Origin of the sequence: Cognataquiflexum aquatile (assembly GCF_003316845.1) — a bacterium.
Lineage (GTDB): Bacteria > Bacteroidota > Bacteroidia > Cytophagales > Cyclobacteriaceae > Cognataquiflexum > Cognataquiflexum aquatile.
The window spans coordinates 105,320-121,404 of record NZ_QMIK01000002.1 but is presented as its reverse complement, the minus strand read 5'-3'; the positions used below and the strand labels follow the sequence as shown (position 1 = coordinate 121,404).

Below are 16,085 nucleotides of genomic sequence, written 5' to 3'. Positions count from 1 at the left end.
AAACTTAAGAAATTAACGAAAAGATAAAAAAATAGTTTGATAAATTATTGCACTCAAATCACTTCATTCAAACCGAAGTAGAATGCGCTTTGATCTCCAAATGCAATGTCCAAACGGATATTGAGACCTTCCTCATTGAGTTTGTACCTGAATCCAAAACCTGCCCCATATCGGAATCTTTTCCATCCAAAATCACCCACCTTCGGTGCTACTTGTCCCGCATGCCCAAAAAGAACCATTCCAAGATTTCGGTAAACAGGCAAGCGGTATTCTGCCTGATGGACCATGGCATGGTTATCCCGAAATCTCCCTTCAAAAAACCCCCGCATTCGGTCGCTTCCTCCAATCAATGAAATATGTTGGAAGGGAGGATTGCCGGTGGTGAAACTCCACCAAGACTGCAGAGCGAGGACGTGGGTATCTGTAGTTTTGATGTATTTTCTAAAATCCGCTGTGTATTGGTTGAAGCTGAAGTTGCTCCCCAAAAAAGAAGCAAATCCCATCCAACTGAATCTGTTGTTCCATCCTTTGGTGGGCTGAAAGATGTTGTCTCTCGTGTCTTGATTAAGATTTAATCCCAAACCGGAAAGTCTTTGCCCATCGTATCCCGCAACTTGGCTGGTTTCCAATATTCCTCCCGGAACACGCCTATAGATGTCATCTACCCTGAATTCATACCTTGGACCAAAGAAGATTCCCGGGATAATCTGTCGCTGGTAATTCAGGTGAAAATAGGCAAATCGGGTCGTGTAGGATTCACCTTCGTCTGTGACAGGGTCATTGCCGATTCCATAAAATTTGAAAGGAAAATTTGAAAGCTCGAGTCGGGCATTGAGGTATTCCTTGTTTTCATTTGCCCAAAAATCAAGCTCCGTGGTAAATATCGTCTGGTTGTTGAGTGTATATAGAATCGTGATCGGAATGGAGGAAGGGCGAAGGTTGGGATTCGTATCTCCTTTGTATTTGAAAACCCGAATCGCCCGGACGCCAAGTCCCAATTTGGTTTCAGGGGAATAAGTCACTGCAGGAATGAAGGCCCACTTTTCACCGGAAATGAGATCGATAACCTGATCTCCAAAATCAAAAACCCTGTCTATTACGCCGGATTTGGGAACCGTATCGTTTGCTTCCTGAGCGGAAGCAAAGGAAAAAGACATGGAAAATATAAAAAATAAAAAAGGGGCTGTTTTCATCAGCCCCAAAAGTAAGGAATGTTTTTTAAAACCTTAATCCATAAATTTTTCCACCTCTTCGCGGATGATGACGTACTGAAACAAGTCGCCGACTTTGCCATTTTTGATATAGGCATGTCTCAAAATAGCTTCCGGTTCGTAACCTGAATTTTCCAGAATTTTCATGGAAGGCACATTGAAATCAAAGACTTGGGCATAAATCCGCTTGATGGCAGGGAATTTTTCCAAGGCATATTCTGTAAACAACTGCACAGCTTCTGTGGCGATTCCTTTTCCCCAAAAGGGTTCACCTACCCAAAACCCGATTTCCATATTGGTACGGAGTTCATCTTTGCCGATTTCACAGCCGACAGAACCCACCAATTTGCCATCATATTCAATTGCAAAATTCTGAGCGGGATTGAATTTCTGGTTATGCTCGATCCAATGCCGGGCATCATGGATGGTATAGGGAGAAGGAAAACTATCTCTTAGGTTTCTGGCAATATTTGGGTTGTTGGCTATAGGATATAAGCTGTGATAATGGCCATCATGCCAAGTCACCAAGCTTACATTTCCCTTTCCTTGAATCTTCATTTTATGGCTGGTTAAAGCTCCTTAAGATAACGGAGTTTTTTGAGTTTACTGAAAAGAATGTGTTTTTTTTGATGAACCAAAATGATAAAATTGGTTTTGTCTTGGTTACTTTTTATTCATGACAATCATCATTCCCTTTTTACCTTCCCGTCAGCTTTCTTTTAAAATATCGTAAACATTTCAAAAGAATGATCATTTGATTCGACCCAAACCAAAACTATTAATAATATGGTTGAAAGTTCAATTTCACCTGCTGTGGATTATGAACCGTCGACTTTTGGAAGTTTATTTATTATGTAGGCAATGATGACAATAGCTAGGAAATCTATAATAATTCTTTTCTGGAAACTTAATTGCCCGTTGCATCTGTCTTCCGACTTCGGTCTTCTGTCCCGACTGAAGAAGAATTAAGGGCTACTGGCAAAGAAGCGTATATCCATTATTCATTTAATCTTCCATTTCTGAAGGATTCATCCTATCAAGGTTTTCGGCAAGACGCAGCGCAGAAATGAAATCCTCAATATTGCCTTCCATCACATCGGGGAGGTTGTAGACTGTTTTGTTGATCCGGTGGTCAGTGACACGGCTTTGGGGATAATTGTAAGTCCGGATTTTGTCAGAGCGGTCGCCGCTTCCTACCATCGTCCTTCTCTGGGCACCGACGGCATCGTTGTGCTTGGCAAGCTCAATTTCATACAACCTCGACCGCAATACTTTCAATGCCTTTTCAAAGTTTTTGATCTGGGATTTTTCATCCTGACAGGTCACCACAAGTCCTGAGGGGATATGCGTCAATCGTACTGCAGAATAGGTTGTGTTGACCGATTGTCCACCCGGGCCCGAGGAGCAATAAGTATCCTTTCGGATTTCATTCATGTTGATGTTGACTTCGACTTCATCCATCTCGGGTAGGACTGCCACGGTGGCGGCGGAAGTGTGGACACGGCCTTGAGTTTCTGTGGCAGGTACCCGCTGCACGCGGTGCACGCCGGATTCATATTTCATCATCCCATACACATCCTCGCCGGTGATGGTGCTGATGATTTCCTTGTATCCTCCTGAGGAGCCAAAAGTAAGGTCGAGGACAGTCAGTTTCCATCCCTTTTTTTCGCAAAAACGCTGGTACATCCTGAACAGATCACCTGCAAAAATCGCCGCCTCATCCCCTCCGGTTCCACCGCGGATTTCCAGGATACAGTCTTTGGAATCATTGGGGTCTTTGGGGATCAATTGCTGACGCAAAGCCTCTTCTAGTTCTTCCTCTCTTTGTTTCAGTTCGTCCAATTCTATTTTGGCCATTTCCCGGAAATCCGGATCTTTTTCTTTTTCCAGGATTTCTTTGGTACTGCTGATATTCTCTTTGACCAACTTATATTCATCATACAGGTTTACCACTTTTTCGAGGTCTCTGTATTCTTTGTTGAGTTTGGTGTATTTGGACATGTCGGACATGGAGTCCGGCTGTATGATGAGCTGACCTACTTCTATAAATCTTTCTTTCAGCGCTTGGAGTTTGTCAAGCATAAATCAATAATTGTTGAGCGGGTGCAAAATTAACAAAAATATCGGTTTTGGGATTTTAAACCTTTGGCTATCGGGCATCGGAATCCTGTTATCTTTGTGACCTCAAACAAAAAATTGCCATGAAACTCTTCACCAATACCGTCAGTGCAGTCATTGAAGCCATCGATGAAATTTTTAACCGAAACAGGTATGCTGACAAGGTGATTGAAAGAATTCTGAAATCCAATCCAAAATGGGGTGCAAGAGACAGGGGGTTTATCGCTGAGTCAGCTTACGAAATGGTGCGCTGGTGGAGATTGCTCAATGAGGTAAGTCCATCGGATGATTTGTACCACCTTTTTGGTACTTATTGGGTGCTTCAGGGAAATGAGCTTCCCGATTGGAGAGAATTCAAAGGCATGGATCCAAAATTCATTCTTGCAAAATACGATAGGATCAGAGAAAGGGCAATCCTTCAGTCGATTCCGGATTGGTTGGATGACATGGGGGCTGAGCAGCTTGGGGAAAAGTGGGAGAAAGAAATCGAAACCCTCAACCAAGAAGCAGATGTCGTCCTCAGGGTTAACACACTCAAAGTCACCCGTGAGCAACTGATGAAAAGGCTTGCTGACGATGGCGTCGAATCCTATGCGCCTAAAGGCTACAAAGATGCCTTGGTACTTGCCAAAAGGCAGAATATTTTCAAAAACCCCGCTTTCAAAGAAGGACTTTTTGAGATTCAGGATGCCTCGTCCCAACTCGTGGCAGCAGCTTTGGAAGTGGAACCTGGCATGCGGGTGATCGATGCCTGTGCCGGTTCGGGTGGGAAATCCCTTCATCTTGCCGCACTCATGCAAAATAAAGGCAGGATCCTCTCCATGGATGTGGAAGAATGGAAGCTGAAGAATACCAAACTGAGGGCGAGAAGAAACGGAATCAGCATCATCGAACCCAAGGTAATCGAGGGCAACAAGACCATCAAAAGGCTGAAAGAGTCTGCTGACCGTGTGTTGTTGGATGTGCCCTGCTCGGGATTAGGAGTATTGAAACGCAATCCGGATACCAAGTGGAAACTGACTCCAGAGTCAATAAAAAAGGTACAATCCATCCAACAGGAAATCCTTCAAAACTATGCCGGCATGGTAAAACCGGGCGGATTATTGGTCTATGCGACCTGTAGTATCCTACCGACTGAAAACCAGATGCAGGTAGAAAAATTCCTTGCTTCTCCAAACGGGAAGAACTTTGAATTGGTAGAAGACCAAAAAGTGTTGGCGCAGGAAAGCGGTTATGATGGTTTTTATATTGCCAAGATCAAGAGGAAAATAAATTAGGGTTGGAAAATGATGGTATTCATTTGAATTAACCTGTTTTTTTTCGAATCAGCGATTCTTGTTTTCTTGTCCTTTTGAGGTCAATAATTACATTTTCCAAATTTTTCTTTGTGCCTTTGCGCCTTTCCGGGATAATTTTCCCTAAATTTAAATTAACCAAACATCCGATTCCCATGACACTAGAAGCTGTTTTTGGCATGGCCAGCACCTTGGCCTTTTTCTCATGGATTGCACTGTTTATCTTCTACCCCCACAAATGGATCTATCAGACCCTCTTTTCGGGGGTTTTCATTTTGATGGCACTGACTTATGCTTTCTACATCATTCCAGCCTTGTTTAGTGGAGGGGAAGGGGGATTCAGTACATTGTCAGAGGTAAGGTTATTGTTTAATTCTGACGAAGCACTTCTGGCAGGATGGATCCATTACCTCGCTTTTGATTTGTTTGTCGGAATGTGGATTACCCGGGATGCCTGGGAAAAGGACATCAGCCGATGGTTGGTATTGCCCTGTCTGATTTTGACCTTTATGATGGGTCCTGTCGGGTTGTTGCTATACTTTTTGGTTAGGGCGTTCAAAATCAAAAAACTCAATCAGAGTCCTTATCACCCATGATTTTTTTTAAAAAAATATTTAAGAGAAGCAAATCGCTGGCGCAGTTTGGCCTTCTCAATTTCATTGCATTTTTCATCATGTTAGGAATTTCCTTTTTTGATGACAGGACTTTGATGGGAGTCAATGTCTGGATGAAGCCGATGAAGTTTGCGGTCTCGATCGGGATTTTTTCATGGACAATGGCTTGGTATCTATTTTATCTTCCCCAGATCAGGAAAGTCCAAAAGATCAAACTGACCATCATCACGGCTATGTTGATCGAGCAGGTGATCATCATCTATCAGGCATCGAGGGGTGAAATGTCACATTTTAATGTCAGTTCGATAGGCAATGCTGTCTTATTCCAAATCATGGGCATTGCCATTCTGATCAATACGATCATGGTTTTTTGGGCGTATCGATTATTTTCAGTTGTAGAATCCCTATTTACAGGCTATAAAAGAGGCATTCAGTTGGGCATGTTGATTTTCGTGGTGGCTAGTTTGGAGGGGTACTTGATGGCCGCAAACTTGAGTCATACGGTCGGAGCACCTGATGGGCAGGAAGGGATTTTCTTTTTCAATTGGGCAAAAACCTATGGTGATCTCCGGATATTTCACTTTTTGGGGCTACATGCGTTGCAGGCAGTTCCTCTTTTTGCCTGGTATTTTGCAAGGGACAATGTCAGGAGAGTGAATATTTTTGCAGCGATTTATTTCCTCCTTTCTTTAGGTACACTTTGGAATGCATTGGCGGGGAGGGGGATTTTTTGGTTGTAATGGTTGTAGTTGTTTTAATTGTTGTCTGCTTCGCGTTGTCATTGTTGTCGGGTTGTCAAGTTGTCTACCGTCACCCTGAGGCACGAAGGGTCTCACCTAAGGCAAATGAGATCCTTCAGTTCCCGAAGAAAACGGGACAGGCTGTTCCTCCTTCAGGATGACGAGGAAACCAATGTAAGTTTCTGAAGAAAACGGAATAGGCAGTTCCTCCTTCGAAATGAAAAGGGAACTCCTTTCTCATATATGTGATCCAAGTCTTGAATCTTGTGTCTTGCGTCTTGAATCTTAAGTCTCCCATCTCATATCTCACGTCTCACATCTCTCAATTAATTTATTTTCAAACCGATTTGATGGACAACTGAAAATGTTCTTATCTTTGACGGGCAAATAGGGTTACCTAACCGAATTTGCCATGAATCGAAACTCCGATAAATTTCTTTTTGAAGCACTCACCTACGACGATGTGCTTTTAGTACCTGGATATTCTGAAGTCCTCCCCCGTAATACAGATACCTCCTCCCAACTTACCAAAAAAATCAGACTGAATATTCCGCTTGTTTCCGCTGCGATGGATACGGTGACTGAATCCGAACTGGCTATTGCCATTGCCCTTGAAGGCGGTTTAGGCTTCATCCACAAAAACATGTCTATCGATCAACAGGCAGCACAGGTGAGAAAAGTAAAGCGTTCTCAGGCAGGGATGATTCTCGACCCGATTACCTTGGATATCGAATCCAAAGTGAGAGATGCGGATGCCATCATGCGCGAATACCACATCGGTGGGATTCCAGTAGTGAATGAAAACAGGGTATTGATGGGGATCATCACCAACAGGGATTTGAGATTTATCAAAGACCCCAATGTGAAGATCAAGGATATCATGACCCGCGAAAACCTCATTACAGCAAAAGCGGGGATTTCTCTCGAACAGGCTGAGGAAATACTTCAAGAATATAAAATCGAAAAACTTCCTATCGTAGATGAGGAAGGTAAATTGACCGGGCTGATTACTTACAAGGATATCCTGAAAAGAAGGGACAAACCTTTTGCCTGTAAGGATGAGTTTGGCAGACTTCGTGTCGGTGCAGCTGTGGGTGTTACAGCTGATATTGTCGAGAGGGTCGAAGCCCTAAAAAATGCCGGTGTAGATGTAGTCTCTATTGATACAGCACATGGTCATTCCAAAGGTGTGATGGATGCCTGCAGGAAAATCAAGAACGCATTTCCTGATTTGGAAGTGATTGTTGGAAATATTGCGACTCCTGAAGCTGCAATAGCACTTGCAGATGCAGGTGCGGATGCAGTGAAAGTCGGAGTCGGACCGGGAAGTATCTGTACTACCAGGGTGATTGCAGGTGTGGGAGTTCCCCAACTTTCTGCTGTCTTCGAATGTGCTGAAGCCTTGAAAGGGAGAAATGTACCTGTCATCGCTGATGGAGGAATCCGTTATTCCGGTGACTTGGTCAAAGCCATCGCCGCAGGTGCAGGATCCATCATGATTGGATCTTTGTTGGCAGGTACTGAAGAAGCTCCGGGAGAAATGCTGATTTTTGAGGGAAGAAAATTCAAAACATACAGAGGTATGGGTTCACTCGAAGCCATGGAATCAGGTTCCAAAGACCGTTATTTCCAGGATGCGGAGGACAATATCAAGAAACTTGTGCCGGAAGGAATCGTGGGTAGGGTAGCCTACAAAGGCTTGGTGTCAGAAGTGTTGTACCAATTGGTAGGTGGATTGCAGGCAGGAATGGGATACTGTGGTACGCCGACTGTGGAAGCTTTGCAGAAGAACGGCAAGTTTGTCAAAATCACCGCTGCAGGTGTCAAAGAATCGCATCCACATGATGTGAGTATCACTCGTGAAGCACCGAATTATTCAGCAAAAATGTAATCAATTAACAATAAGGATATGGAGCGGTGGGTTTTTCCTGCCGCTTTTTTTTGTGAAAAATATTTTCCCGCAGATCTCACAGACCTCCGCAGAAGGTTTTTGTCAGTAGCAAAACCAAAATAGGATTCAAACCAATTTAATCTAGCTTCAATAATTTTTCCAAAGAAAAAGTCTGCTAAACTCTGCAAGAGAATAAAAAAATTTTTAAGCAGGAATGGAAATCAGCCATTTTTAAAGAGATCTCTGATGGTCGGAAAGTCCAACTTCTTTAATCTAGGCTCATGGAAGAACGCTCTGTGAGATGTACTTAGGATTGCCTCCCTGTTATAAAATTGAAAAGGCAGTTCCCTAGATGCCAAAGGTGATTTCAGAAATTCTGCTACCAATTCTTCAGCAAAAAATCCCTCACTAAACTCCTGATGGAAGTGGATTACCTTTGCCCAAAAGACCGTTAGCGTCTCATGGTAGCCGGAGTTTTGGGTATTGGCAGTCCCATGAAAATCATTTAGTAAAATTATCCCCATCCGCATCCTGATGATAGCGTCATGAAAATTGTACTTTTTGACATACCATGTGCCGACCGCAAGGTGTGCTTCATGTGTCCATTTTTCTTTGGGAAGATTCGAATTTTCAAATCCCTCAACAATTGATTTCAGATCAGTTTTCAATGTTATTGACTGGTTTTGAATTGCTACCTACGAAAAGGAAAATAGTAAGAATCAATAAGAGGATGCTCATTGCTCCACACATATGCAATCGCCAGCCAGATAATGCTTGCCGCCAAAGTAAAATTCAGTTCATTTTTCGCTTTGACAGAGAGTTCGATTCTCAACTTGTCAAAATTTTCCTGCGATACCATTGTGTGATAGGTTAGGTTTTTTTGAAATTTTATAATCCGAGGCTATCCATTTTTGCTTTGAGGTAGTCGCCGTTTTCGGCCGGGTAGCGGAGGTCTTTTTCATACTTGCCGCTTTGCTTGGCGAGTGCCCAAATCAGACTTTCCCCTGCAGGAACAACGGTGGGGACTTCATTGAAAACCGGGTCTTTGAAAGCTTCATCTGCATCGATGATTTCCCATCCTTTTTCTTTGAAATGTGCGATCAGGTCATCAAGAAACATCGCCGCAGCGAGGTTGTGGTGAAGCAGGATAGTGTGGTGGATTTTCCTTCCCGTCAATTCATCAGCCAATCCGTCATAAAATACAGCACGGTCATACATGTGTTCGATATAAAAATCCCTGAACCCGCTGACGTCAGCCTGTGGGTTTTCTGTGAGTCTTTCGACTAGGCGGCTGGCAATATACCAGTCTGAAGCGTCGATGGTGACGTGTCCGTTTTTGTAGCCTTTTTCCTTTAGAAAAGCCCTGAATCCTTCCACTTTCTCTTTGGTTTCACCTTCCTTGAGGTAAGGAAATCTGAAATATTGATAAAAATTAGGGTAAGAGCGGATGACAGAATCGTTGCGGAGCAATTCAGTCTTGAACATTTCCAAAGTTGTCTTTGGGTCACTGAATCTCGGATGGGTGTAGGTATGGTTTGCGATTTTGTGGCCTGCTTTGTCCCAAGATGAAAGTACATATTTCCCTTTTTCATTCTGTAATGGACCAACATTGGCAAATAGGACCGCTTTGGCATCGTGCTTTCTGAGGTTGGAGAGGATCATTTCGTTCCATTCTTCAAGGGAATAATTGGGCATGTCACGGGTCGACCCATCGTCAAATGTAAAAGCGACTTTGGGTCTGGTGGAGGATAATTCCTTTTCTGCCAATTTATTGTCCGGCATACCGCCCAAGTTCTGAATAATCAATAGAAAAAGGAGATAGATGGATTTGGCCATAATGGTAAAATAAATTTGGAATAACATTCCCACAATCTAAAAAACATTCAATTCATTTTTGTAGCAGATTATGCAAATGGATAAAAAGATGCTTTAAAAAAAACGCTAAAGTAACTGTTCGATTTTAGGTATTTATTTGGAATCCCCTTCTTTAGATAAATTGTATATTTGGGCAAGGTAAAGCTCCGATTTCCAGAAATCCATAACCCGATCAACCAATCACCAATACCAAGTCCAAAGATGAGAAGCCGATTTATTATTTTATTTGGATTGCTCCTTTTGGGTGTGTCCTGCCAATCCCCAAACGAAACCAAAGTTGAACAGGAAGAACAGCCAAAGCCTAAAAAAGTATCCATCGCCGAAATTGAAGCCGGCATCAAAGCTTATATAGCCGCCGAGACAGCGACAAGTGACGGGTACTTTCATGTCAACGACGAAAGGGGAAATTTCAGGTTGAAACTCGTCCGAGTACACACCGAATACCTTTCCAACCTTGGACCAAAGAAGCATTTTGCCTGTGTGGATTTGGCTGATGAAAAAGGTGATGTGTACGACGTGGATTTTTTTATGGAAGGTGAACCGGGCAATATGAAGGTCACTGAAACTTCGCTTCACAAACTGAACGGTAAACCTTTCTACACCTGGAAGCAGGTTGTGGATAAAACCTGGCGCCGCGTCCCGGTTGAAACCGCATCCACGGACTTGCTTGGCGTGGTGGAAGGGCAGGATGAATTTGATTTCCACTATTATTCCAAACTTCCCAAGATCAGTGGAACTGCCAAAATGTGGATTCCAATTGCCAAAAGCGATAATTTTCAAACTGTGGAGGTCACCAATATGTCTCTTCCAGGTAAGCATCAGATGTTGAATGAACAGGATTTTGACAATACAGTTCTTTACCTCGAACTCGGCCCCGAAGATAGCGGCAAAGAAATAGACATTACGTATCAAGTAGAACGGAAGGAAAAAGGCCCGTATGAGGCTGTGGGACCAATAGATGAGAAATACCTACTTTCAAATCTTCTCATGCCAATAGGCGGAAGATTTGAAGAAATCGCCAAAGAAGCCATCAAAGGCAAGGAAAAGGACAACAAACTCGTCCAAGCCAGGGCACTGTATGATTATATAATAGACAACATGAGGTATATGAAATTCGGGAAGTATGGCCGTGGGGATTCTAATTATGCCTGTGATTCCAAGACGGGTAACTGTACCGAGTTCCATTCGTTTTTCATTTCCTTGGCAAGGTCTATTGATATTCCGGCGAGGTTTTCCATTGGAGCTTCGATTCCTTCTGACAGAGACGAAGGAGGCATAGACGGGTACCATTGTTGGGCCGAATTCTATGCAGAAGGAAAGTGGTGGCCTGTTGATATCAGCGAGGGTAACAAGTATACAGCATTAGCGACGTATTATTTTGGAAGACATCCCGCCAACAGGATTGAGTTCAGTCAGGGCCGTGACCTCAAAGTAAGCCCTGGTCCGAAAGGAGGCCCGATCAACTTTATGGCTTATCCCATTATGGAGATTGATGGTGAACCAGCTTTTCCTGAAACCATTTTTTCTTTCAACAGGAAAGCGGAATAGGTCCACGAAATCAGCAGTAGGAAAATTTTAATAACCCGCAGACTGCGCAGATTGGTGGGGATTATTTTCTGTCTAAATTATCACCTAATCTGTCAATTACTTCTGTGGTATTCTGCTAAATCAGCGGGAGAAATAAGATGATGATTTGCCGTCCAAAACCTAGATTAAGATATCTCAAAAAAACAGAAGTGTCTGAAAATCCGGATCTCGAAATCCGCTTTTCAGACACTTTTTCAAAAAAAATAAAAACTGATTGAAATTAATTTGTAGCAGTGGTATCTGCAGGATGCTCAGAAGTAGAGTCGGTTGGATGTTCAGCACCTTCAGTTGGATGCTCTGCTTCTTCAGTACCTTCTACTTGTTCAGTTGACTCTTCACCTTCTTTTTTGCCTCCGCAAGAACTAACAGATGCAGCAAACAGGAAGCCAAAGGCCAACACCAATAGTGTACTTGATTTCAATTTTTTTAACAATTTCATAGTTTTACTTTTTTGTTGTTGGTGATTTTTTTTAGGCTCTTAAATTAAAAGCCAAATCAAACTTACGATTTTTTACCTTTTCAAAGTATTTATTTTCAAGATTTTACGCCTAGGTAGTTTTTTGTATTCGTCCTGCAACTCAATGTTAATCACGCTTTCATGGCAGTTTGGATTTCATATTCTATTTATTGATGATGACCCTAGTCGGAGTTGGACCTGAAATGTTATTTTGGTCAAAAGCAGTTCTTATTTGTTCCTGAACGGAAAAGAAAACATCCCAATAATGTGCCGGACTGGCATAAGGACGTATGGCAAGAGTCACCATCCCGTCTCCAACTTTCAACACATTGACCGATGGGGCGGGTTCTTCCAATACAAATTCATGATTCTTGAGAATGTCTAAAGCCACACTTTTTGCTTTGGGGACGTCACTGTCCGGTGCTACAGCCATGCTGATATCCACGCGGAGATTGCCATGACGGGAGTAATTCACAATCGTGCTGTTCGATACCGCACCGTTGGCAAGGATGACTGTTTTGTTTTCTGCAGTCAGGAGAATGGTATTGAATATCTGGATTTCGGTGACTACTCCGGTCTGACCGTTGGATTCGATGAGGTCACCGATTTTAAACGGTTTGAATACCAATAGCAAAACACCGCCTGCAAAATTGGCAAGGGAACCCTGCAAGGCCAAACCCACCGCCAAACCCAAAGCACCCACGACTGCCACGAAGGAGGTGGTCTGAATTCCGAGCATCCCGGCGACAGATATCAATAAAAGGACTTTCAGGCCTCCACTGACAAGACTTCCTAAAAAGGATTGCAGGGAAACGTCAATTCCTCTTTTGTTGAGTGCTTTGGAAACAAGCTTCGAAATGAAGTTGACCACATAAAGACCGACAATGAAAACGGCAAGTGCGCCTAATAATTTTGGGCCGAAAACATAGACCCATTCCATAAATTTTGATGTGTATGTGGTTACCTCTTCCATAGAATGTTTTTTTAAATAAAGTTTTAAAAGAATTTATATTCTATAAAAATAGAAAAAGTAGGTGAAATTTTTTAAAGACAATTATAGTATATCCAACAAAATTTTGTGAAAAAATATGTTTTTCTTGAAAATATAAAACCATTCTCTTTCGAGTATCTAACCTTGGCAAAAAATGGAAATGGCTCGTTTTTGGTTTGATTTATTTACGCATTTAGAAAAGAGATTTATCGGTAGGGTCTCTCCTTCAAATTCCAACTTTGAATATTTAAAATAAAAAAAAGTCAATGGCTTTAGTCATTGGCTTTTTTGAGAAGGTACTTATTTCCGTAAGTTAGATTGGAGTTCCCCTTCGAGTTCTATCAGAAAGCTATCTATCGTACCCGGTTTGACGTGGGGCATGATGACAATTTTGTACCATTCCGGTTCAAATTCATAGGAATTGGCCACGAGGTAATACTTGTATGCCAATTCTTTGGACAGGTATTTGGCTTTTATTGCAATGATATTCAGGTAAGGATTTCTGAAAAATTCCACGCCCATCCTTTCAAGGCGCTTGCAGATCCGCTCTGTGTGGTCACAGAGTGTCTCCATTTTATATTTCCATCCTTCCGATCCGTGAATCTGTAGGATCATCCACATGGATATGGCATTGGCGCCGGACCTGCTGCCACTGACGGTATAATCCTTTCCGGGGATATATTGTGCTTCTTCAGTCTTGACATAGTCAAAGTAACCCTTTCGGATCAGAAAAAGCCCTGTTCCGTAAGGAGTCTGAAGCATTTTGTGCCCATCCGCTGTGATTGAATTCATGTAGGGATTTTGGAAAGTAAACCTGCTCATCGGATTTGTAAAAGGGTAGATAAACCCTCCATAAGCCGCATCTACATGGATTTTGAAAGGAGCATTTATATTCGTAAAGAACTCACCCAACATATCGATGTCATCAACTGAACCGAACATAGTGGTAGAGAGATTGGCGATGACGATGAAATATTTGATCCCTTCTTCCATGGCAGCGTTCACTTTGGATTCTAAGGATTCCTTGGTAATCTGCCTGGTTTCTGGATCCACTTCCAAGATGATGCTGGTAAGGTTGAGCAGGTTGGCACCCTTTGGCATAGAATAGTGTGAGTCCTGTGAATAGACCAAGCCGATTTCACCAATACGGGCATCATATTCTTTTTTGAAAAAATTCCTGTAAATCCACATGGCTTGGATATTGGCCTCTGTTCCTCCGGTAGCGACGTAGCCATCCTGTTGGTTGGGATCACCATTGAGGATTTCTTCTGCCACCAAGTGGACCAGGTCTTTTTCGATTTTTTGGGTTCCCTCAAAAATCTCCAAAACGGATTTGTCGCTCAAGGTATGGACCCCAATATGGTTTGGATTGCGGACCATGGCTGACATGTAGGGCGCATCCTTCAGGAAAGGCGCATCCGGATAAAACTCAGCCGTATCCAGATAGGTCCCGGGAATTCCGAGAATGGGATGGTCGCCTCGGTAGTCCATATTATGGGCCAGGGCATTGAATATGGTTTCTTTGATTTGTTCGTGTGATTGTTTTTTCCAGTACATGGCAATAAGATTAAAATGTGAAAAGAAATCAATTCCAGATTCTCCAGGCAGCCTCGGCCTGAAGTTGGAGCATTTCCAATCCATTTTTTACCAGTGCACCGCGCGCCTCAAGGGACCGCATCAAAAATGTTTTTTCGGGATTGTACACCAAATCATATACTTTATGCATCCCGGTGATGTAGTTGGGGTTGATTTGGGGCATTTCCTCAGTTTTGGGATACGTGCCTACAGGAGTGGTATTGATGATGAGATGGTGGGTTTCCAAGAATTCAGGATTCTGTTCCAAATCCTGATAAGTGATCCATCCATGTTTTTCGGAACGAGTTCTGGAAACCATCTGGAAAGGAATTTCCATATCTGCAAGAGCCTGTACTACTGCTTTGGACGCTCCTCCTGTTCCCAAGACCAATGCTTTGGGCCTGGTATTTCCAAGAAAAGATTCCAAAGATTGTCTGAACCCCAAATAGTCAGTATTGTATCCTTTGAGTTTTCCCTCTTTGTTTTGGATACAATTGACAGCACCGATTTTTTGGCAGGCAGGATCCATTTCATCCAGAAAGGGAATAACCTTTTCCTTGTATGGAATGGTGACATTGATGCCTTCCAGTTCAGGATTTTCGGACAGTATTTTGGGAAAAAGGGAAATGTCCGGGATTTCATATAAATCGTATTGACAGTCAACGATTCCCTCCCTTGCGAATTTGGAAGTAAAATACTTCTTCGAAAAAGAATGGGTCAAAGGATAGCCTATCAATCCAAATTTTCTCATCTTTTCTGTAGGTATGCGGCAGTTCTTTCGATTCCCAATACCAACAGGATACCAAAAAGAAATGCAAGAATGGCATACAGAACCAAAGGCTCTTGACCTGAGGTTTCTAAATAATTTTGAGGAAGAATGTTTTTGGTTACCATCGGAATTTGTTCACCTTTGGCCGAAATCTGATAAGATAAGATCTCTTTCCAAGGCCAGATTTTATTGAGCGAACCTACCATAAATCCGGAAAGAACACCGATAGTGACAGCATGGTAATGTTTCAATAAATAGGAAACTACTCGACTGAATGCAAGAATGCCGACGAGGCATCCGGATCCAAAAACGATAATAATAAGAAAGTCCTTTTCATTGACTGCACCAATTATTCTTTCATATTGCCCCATGACCAAAAGCAAAAAGCTTCCTGAGATACCCGGCAAAATCATAGCACAAATTGCAATGGCACCTGCTACGAATGTAAACCATAGCGTGTTTGGTGTGGTGGTTGGCGGGAGACTTGTAATCCAATAAGCAACGACAGTCCCGATAATCAGCGCCAGGACAACCCCAAAAGTCCAACGTTGAATATCTTTAAGAATAAGTATAGCTGAAATGATGATCAAACCACAAAAGAATGACCAAAGTGGAATTGGATGGTAGTCCATCAAATACGTAATCACTTTGGAAAGTGAAAAAATACTTGTCATGATCCCGGCTAACAGGGTAAACAAGAAACTGGCATCAATATGATTCCAAAGATTTTTTATCTCAAATTTCAATAGTAACCCAAGTGCAGTTTTATCCACAGACTTGATGCTGTCGAGGAGTCTCTCGTAAATTCCTGCAATTAAGGCAATAGAACCTCCTGAAACGCCAGGAACGACATCAGCCGCTCCCATTGACATTCCTTTCAGGTATGTCAAAATATAATCTTTAAGATTTTTCATAAATTGAAAAGAAGGACAGCTTATATGCTGAGCTGTCCGTAAATATTA

At 42.5% G+C, this 16,085-nt stretch carries 16 protein-coding genes; 5 read left to right on the top strand and 11 right to left on the bottom strand.

Going from position 1 to position 16,085, the window contains the following annotated elements; all coding sequences use genetic code 11:
- Positions 1–53: 53 nt before the first annotated feature.
- The 3 genes from DQW11_RS06970 to prfA all read right to left on the bottom strand — a co-directional run bounded on the left by DQW11_RS06970 (position 54) and on the right by prfA (position 3,293).
- Positions 54–1,193 (bottom strand): BamA/TamA family outer membrane protein, encoded by a 1,140-nt coding sequence (locus tag DQW11_RS06970; RefSeq protein ID WP_113923345.1) that lies wholly within the window; start codon positions 1,191–1,193, stop codon positions 54–56.
- 33 nt (positions 1,194–1,226) lie between these two features.
- Positions 1,227–1,769, bottom strand: a complete 543-nt coding sequence (locus DQW11_RS06965) for a GNAT family N-acetyltransferase (RefSeq protein ID WP_113923344.1) — start codon at positions 1,767–1,769, stop codon at positions 1,227–1,229.
- A gap of 447 nt (positions 1,770–2,216) precedes the next feature.
- Positions 2,217–3,293 (bottom strand): peptide chain release factor 1, encoded by a 1,077-nt coding sequence (gene prfA / locus DQW11_RS06960; RefSeq protein WP_113923343.1) that lies wholly within the window; start codon positions 3,291–3,293, stop codon positions 2,217–2,219.
- 119 nt (positions 3,294–3,412) lie between these two features.
- On the opposite strand from prfA, the gene DQW11_RS06955 reads away from it, so the two are divergent.
- From DQW11_RS06955 to guaB, 4 genes are all read left to right on the top strand, one after another.
- Positions 3,413–4,606 (top strand): RsmB/NOP family class I SAM-dependent RNA methyltransferase, encoded by a 1,194-nt coding sequence (locus DQW11_RS06955; RefSeq protein ID WP_113923342.1) that lies wholly within the window; start codon positions 3,413–3,415, stop codon positions 4,604–4,606.
- A 173-nt stretch (positions 4,607–4,779) separates the two neighbouring features.
- Positions 4,780–5,220, top strand: a complete 441-nt coding sequence (locus DQW11_RS06950) for an ABA4-like family protein (RefSeq protein ID WP_113923341.1) — start codon at positions 4,780–4,782, stop codon at positions 5,218–5,220.
- Complete coding sequence (locus DQW11_RS06945) at positions 5,217–5,978, top strand: hypothetical protein (protein WP_113923340.1); 762 nt, start codon at positions 5,217–5,219, stop codon at positions 5,976–5,978. The genes DQW11_RS06950 and DQW11_RS06945 overlap by 4 nt, the downstream gene beginning before the upstream one ends.
- Positions 5,979–6,390: 412 nt before the next feature.
- On the top strand, positions 6,391–7,869 hold the full coding sequence (gene guaB, locus DQW11_RS06940) for an IMP dehydrogenase (protein WP_113923339.1): 1,479 nt from the start codon (positions 6,391–6,393) through the stop codon (positions 7,867–7,869).
- A 221-nt stretch (positions 7,870–8,090) separates the two neighbouring features.
- On the opposite strand, the gene DQW11_RS06930 is transcribed toward guaB, so the two are convergent.
- From DQW11_RS06930 to DQW11_RS06925, 3 genes are read right to left on the bottom strand one after another with little or no spacing between them, the layout of a single operon-like run.
- Positions 8,091–8,537, bottom strand: coding sequence for a hypothetical protein (locus DQW11_RS06930; RefSeq protein ID WP_113923337.1), 447 nt, complete (start codon positions 8,535–8,537; stop codon positions 8,091–8,093).
- Positions 8,538–8,560: 23 nt separating this feature from the next.
- Entirely contained in the window at positions 8,561–8,728 is a 168-nt protein-coding gene (locus tag DQW11_RS22230; RefSeq protein ID WP_157966064.1) for a DUF7010 family protein, read from the bottom strand.
- Between the two features lie 29 nt (positions 8,729–8,757).
- Positions 8,758–9,705 (bottom strand): polysaccharide deacetylase family protein, encoded by a 948-nt coding sequence (locus DQW11_RS06925; RefSeq protein ID WP_157966063.1) that lies wholly within the window; start codon positions 9,703–9,705, stop codon positions 8,758–8,760.
- Positions 9,706–9,945: 240 nt separating this feature from the next.
- Here DQW11_RS06925 and DQW11_RS06920 point away from each other — a divergent pair, with 240 nt between their 5' ends.
- Positions 9,946–11,292: a transglutaminase-like domain-containing protein gene (locus DQW11_RS06920; protein ID WP_113923698.1), complete on the top strand. Its 1,347-nt coding sequence runs from the start codon at positions 9,946–9,948 to the stop codon at positions 11,290–11,292.
- 259 nt (positions 11,293–11,551) lie between these two features.
- On the opposite strand, the gene DQW11_RS06915 is transcribed toward DQW11_RS06920, so the two are convergent.
- The 5 genes from DQW11_RS06915 to DQW11_RS06895 all read right to left on the bottom strand — a co-directional run bounded on the left by DQW11_RS06915 (position 11,552) and on the right by DQW11_RS06895 (position 16,037).
- Positions 11,552–11,770 carry a hypothetical protein gene (locus tag DQW11_RS06915; RefSeq protein ID WP_232826700.1) on the bottom strand — a complete coding sequence of 73 codons (219 nt, stop codon included), beginning with the start codon at positions 11,768–11,770 and terminating at the stop codon, positions 11,552–11,554.
- A 181-nt stretch (positions 11,771–11,951) separates the two neighbouring features.
- On the bottom strand, positions 11,952–12,761 hold the full coding sequence (locus DQW11_RS06910) for a mechanosensitive ion channel family protein (RefSeq protein WP_113923335.1): 810 nt from the start codon (positions 12,759–12,761) through the stop codon (positions 11,952–11,954).
- A gap of 318 nt (positions 12,762–13,079) precedes the next feature.
- Positions 13,080–14,336, bottom strand: a complete 1,257-nt coding sequence (locus tag DQW11_RS06905) for a pyridoxal-dependent decarboxylase (protein ID WP_113923334.1) — start codon at positions 14,334–14,336, stop codon at positions 13,080–13,082.
- 28 nt (positions 14,337–14,364) lie between these two features.
- A complete protein-coding gene (locus tag DQW11_RS06900; RefSeq protein ID WP_113923333.1) occupies positions 14,365–15,105 on the bottom strand; it encodes a shikimate dehydrogenase family protein in 741 nt (246 codons plus the stop codon).
- Positions 15,102–16,037, bottom strand: a complete 936-nt coding sequence (locus tag DQW11_RS06895; RefSeq protein ID WP_113923332.1) for a DUF368 domain-containing protein — start codon at positions 16,035–16,037, stop codon at positions 15,102–15,104. Before DQW11_RS06895 ends, DQW11_RS06900 begins: the two co-directional genes overlap by 4 nt.
- Positions 16,038–16,085: the final 48 nt, after the last annotated feature.

What these genes read in the sequence shown, in the direction of transcription:
- DQW11_RS06920 (WP_113923698.1), top strand. Translation starts at nt 9,946, where the DNA reads ATGAGAAGCCGATTTATTATTTTATTTGGATTGCTCCTTTTGGGTGTG.
- DQW11_RS06915 (WP_232826700.1), bottom strand. Translation starts at nt 11,770, where the DNA reads ATGAAATTGTTAAAAAAATTGAAATCAAGTACACTATTGGTGTTGGCC.
- DQW11_RS06925 (WP_157966063.1), bottom strand. Translation starts at nt 9,705, where the DNA reads ATGGCCAAATCCATCTATCTCCTTTTTCTATTGATTATTCAGAACTTG.
- DQW11_RS06965 (WP_113923344.1), bottom strand. Translation starts at nt 1,769, where the DNA reads ATGAAGATTCAAGGAAAGGGAAATGTAAGCTTGGTGACTTGGCATGAT.
- guaB (WP_113923339.1), top strand. Translation starts at nt 6,391, where the DNA reads ATGAATCGAAACTCCGATAAATTTCTTTTTGAAGCACTCACCTACGAC.
- DQW11_RS06945 (WP_113923340.1), top strand. Translation starts at nt 5,217, where the DNA reads ATGATTTTTTTTAAAAAAATATTTAAGAGAAGCAAATCGCTGGCGCAG.
- DQW11_RS06950 (WP_113923341.1), top strand. Translation starts at nt 4,780, where the DNA reads ATGACACTAGAAGCTGTTTTTGGCATGGCCAGCACCTTGGCCTTTTTC.
- DQW11_RS06895 (WP_113923332.1), bottom strand. Translation starts at nt 16,037, where the DNA reads ATGAAAAATCTTAAAGATTATATTTTGACATACCTGAAAGGAATGTCA.
- DQW11_RS22230 (WP_157966064.1), bottom strand. Translation starts at nt 8,728, where the DNA reads ATGGTATCGCAGGAAAATTTTGACAAGTTGAGAATCGAACTCTCTGTC.
- DQW11_RS06900 (WP_113923333.1), bottom strand. Translation starts at nt 15,105, where the DNA reads ATGAGAAAATTTGGATTGATAGGCTATCCTTTGACCCATTCTTTTTCG.
- DQW11_RS06910 (WP_113923335.1), bottom strand. Translation starts at nt 12,761, where the DNA reads ATGGAAGAGGTAACCACATACACATCAAAATTTATGGAATGGGTCTAT.
- prfA (WP_113923343.1), bottom strand. Translation starts at nt 3,293, where the DNA reads ATGCTTGACAAACTCCAAGCGCTGAAAGAAAGATTTATAGAAGTAGGT.
- DQW11_RS06955 (WP_113923342.1), top strand. Translation starts at nt 3,413, where the DNA reads ATGAAACTCTTCACCAATACCGTCAGTGCAGTCATTGAAGCCATCGAT.
- DQW11_RS06970 (WP_113923345.1), bottom strand. Translation starts at nt 1,193, where the DNA reads ATGAAAACAGCCCCTTTTTTATTTTTTATATTTTCCATGTCTTTTTCC.
- DQW11_RS06905 (WP_113923334.1), bottom strand. Translation starts at nt 14,336, where the DNA reads ATGTACTGGAAAAAACAATCACACGAACAAATCAAAGAAACCATATTC.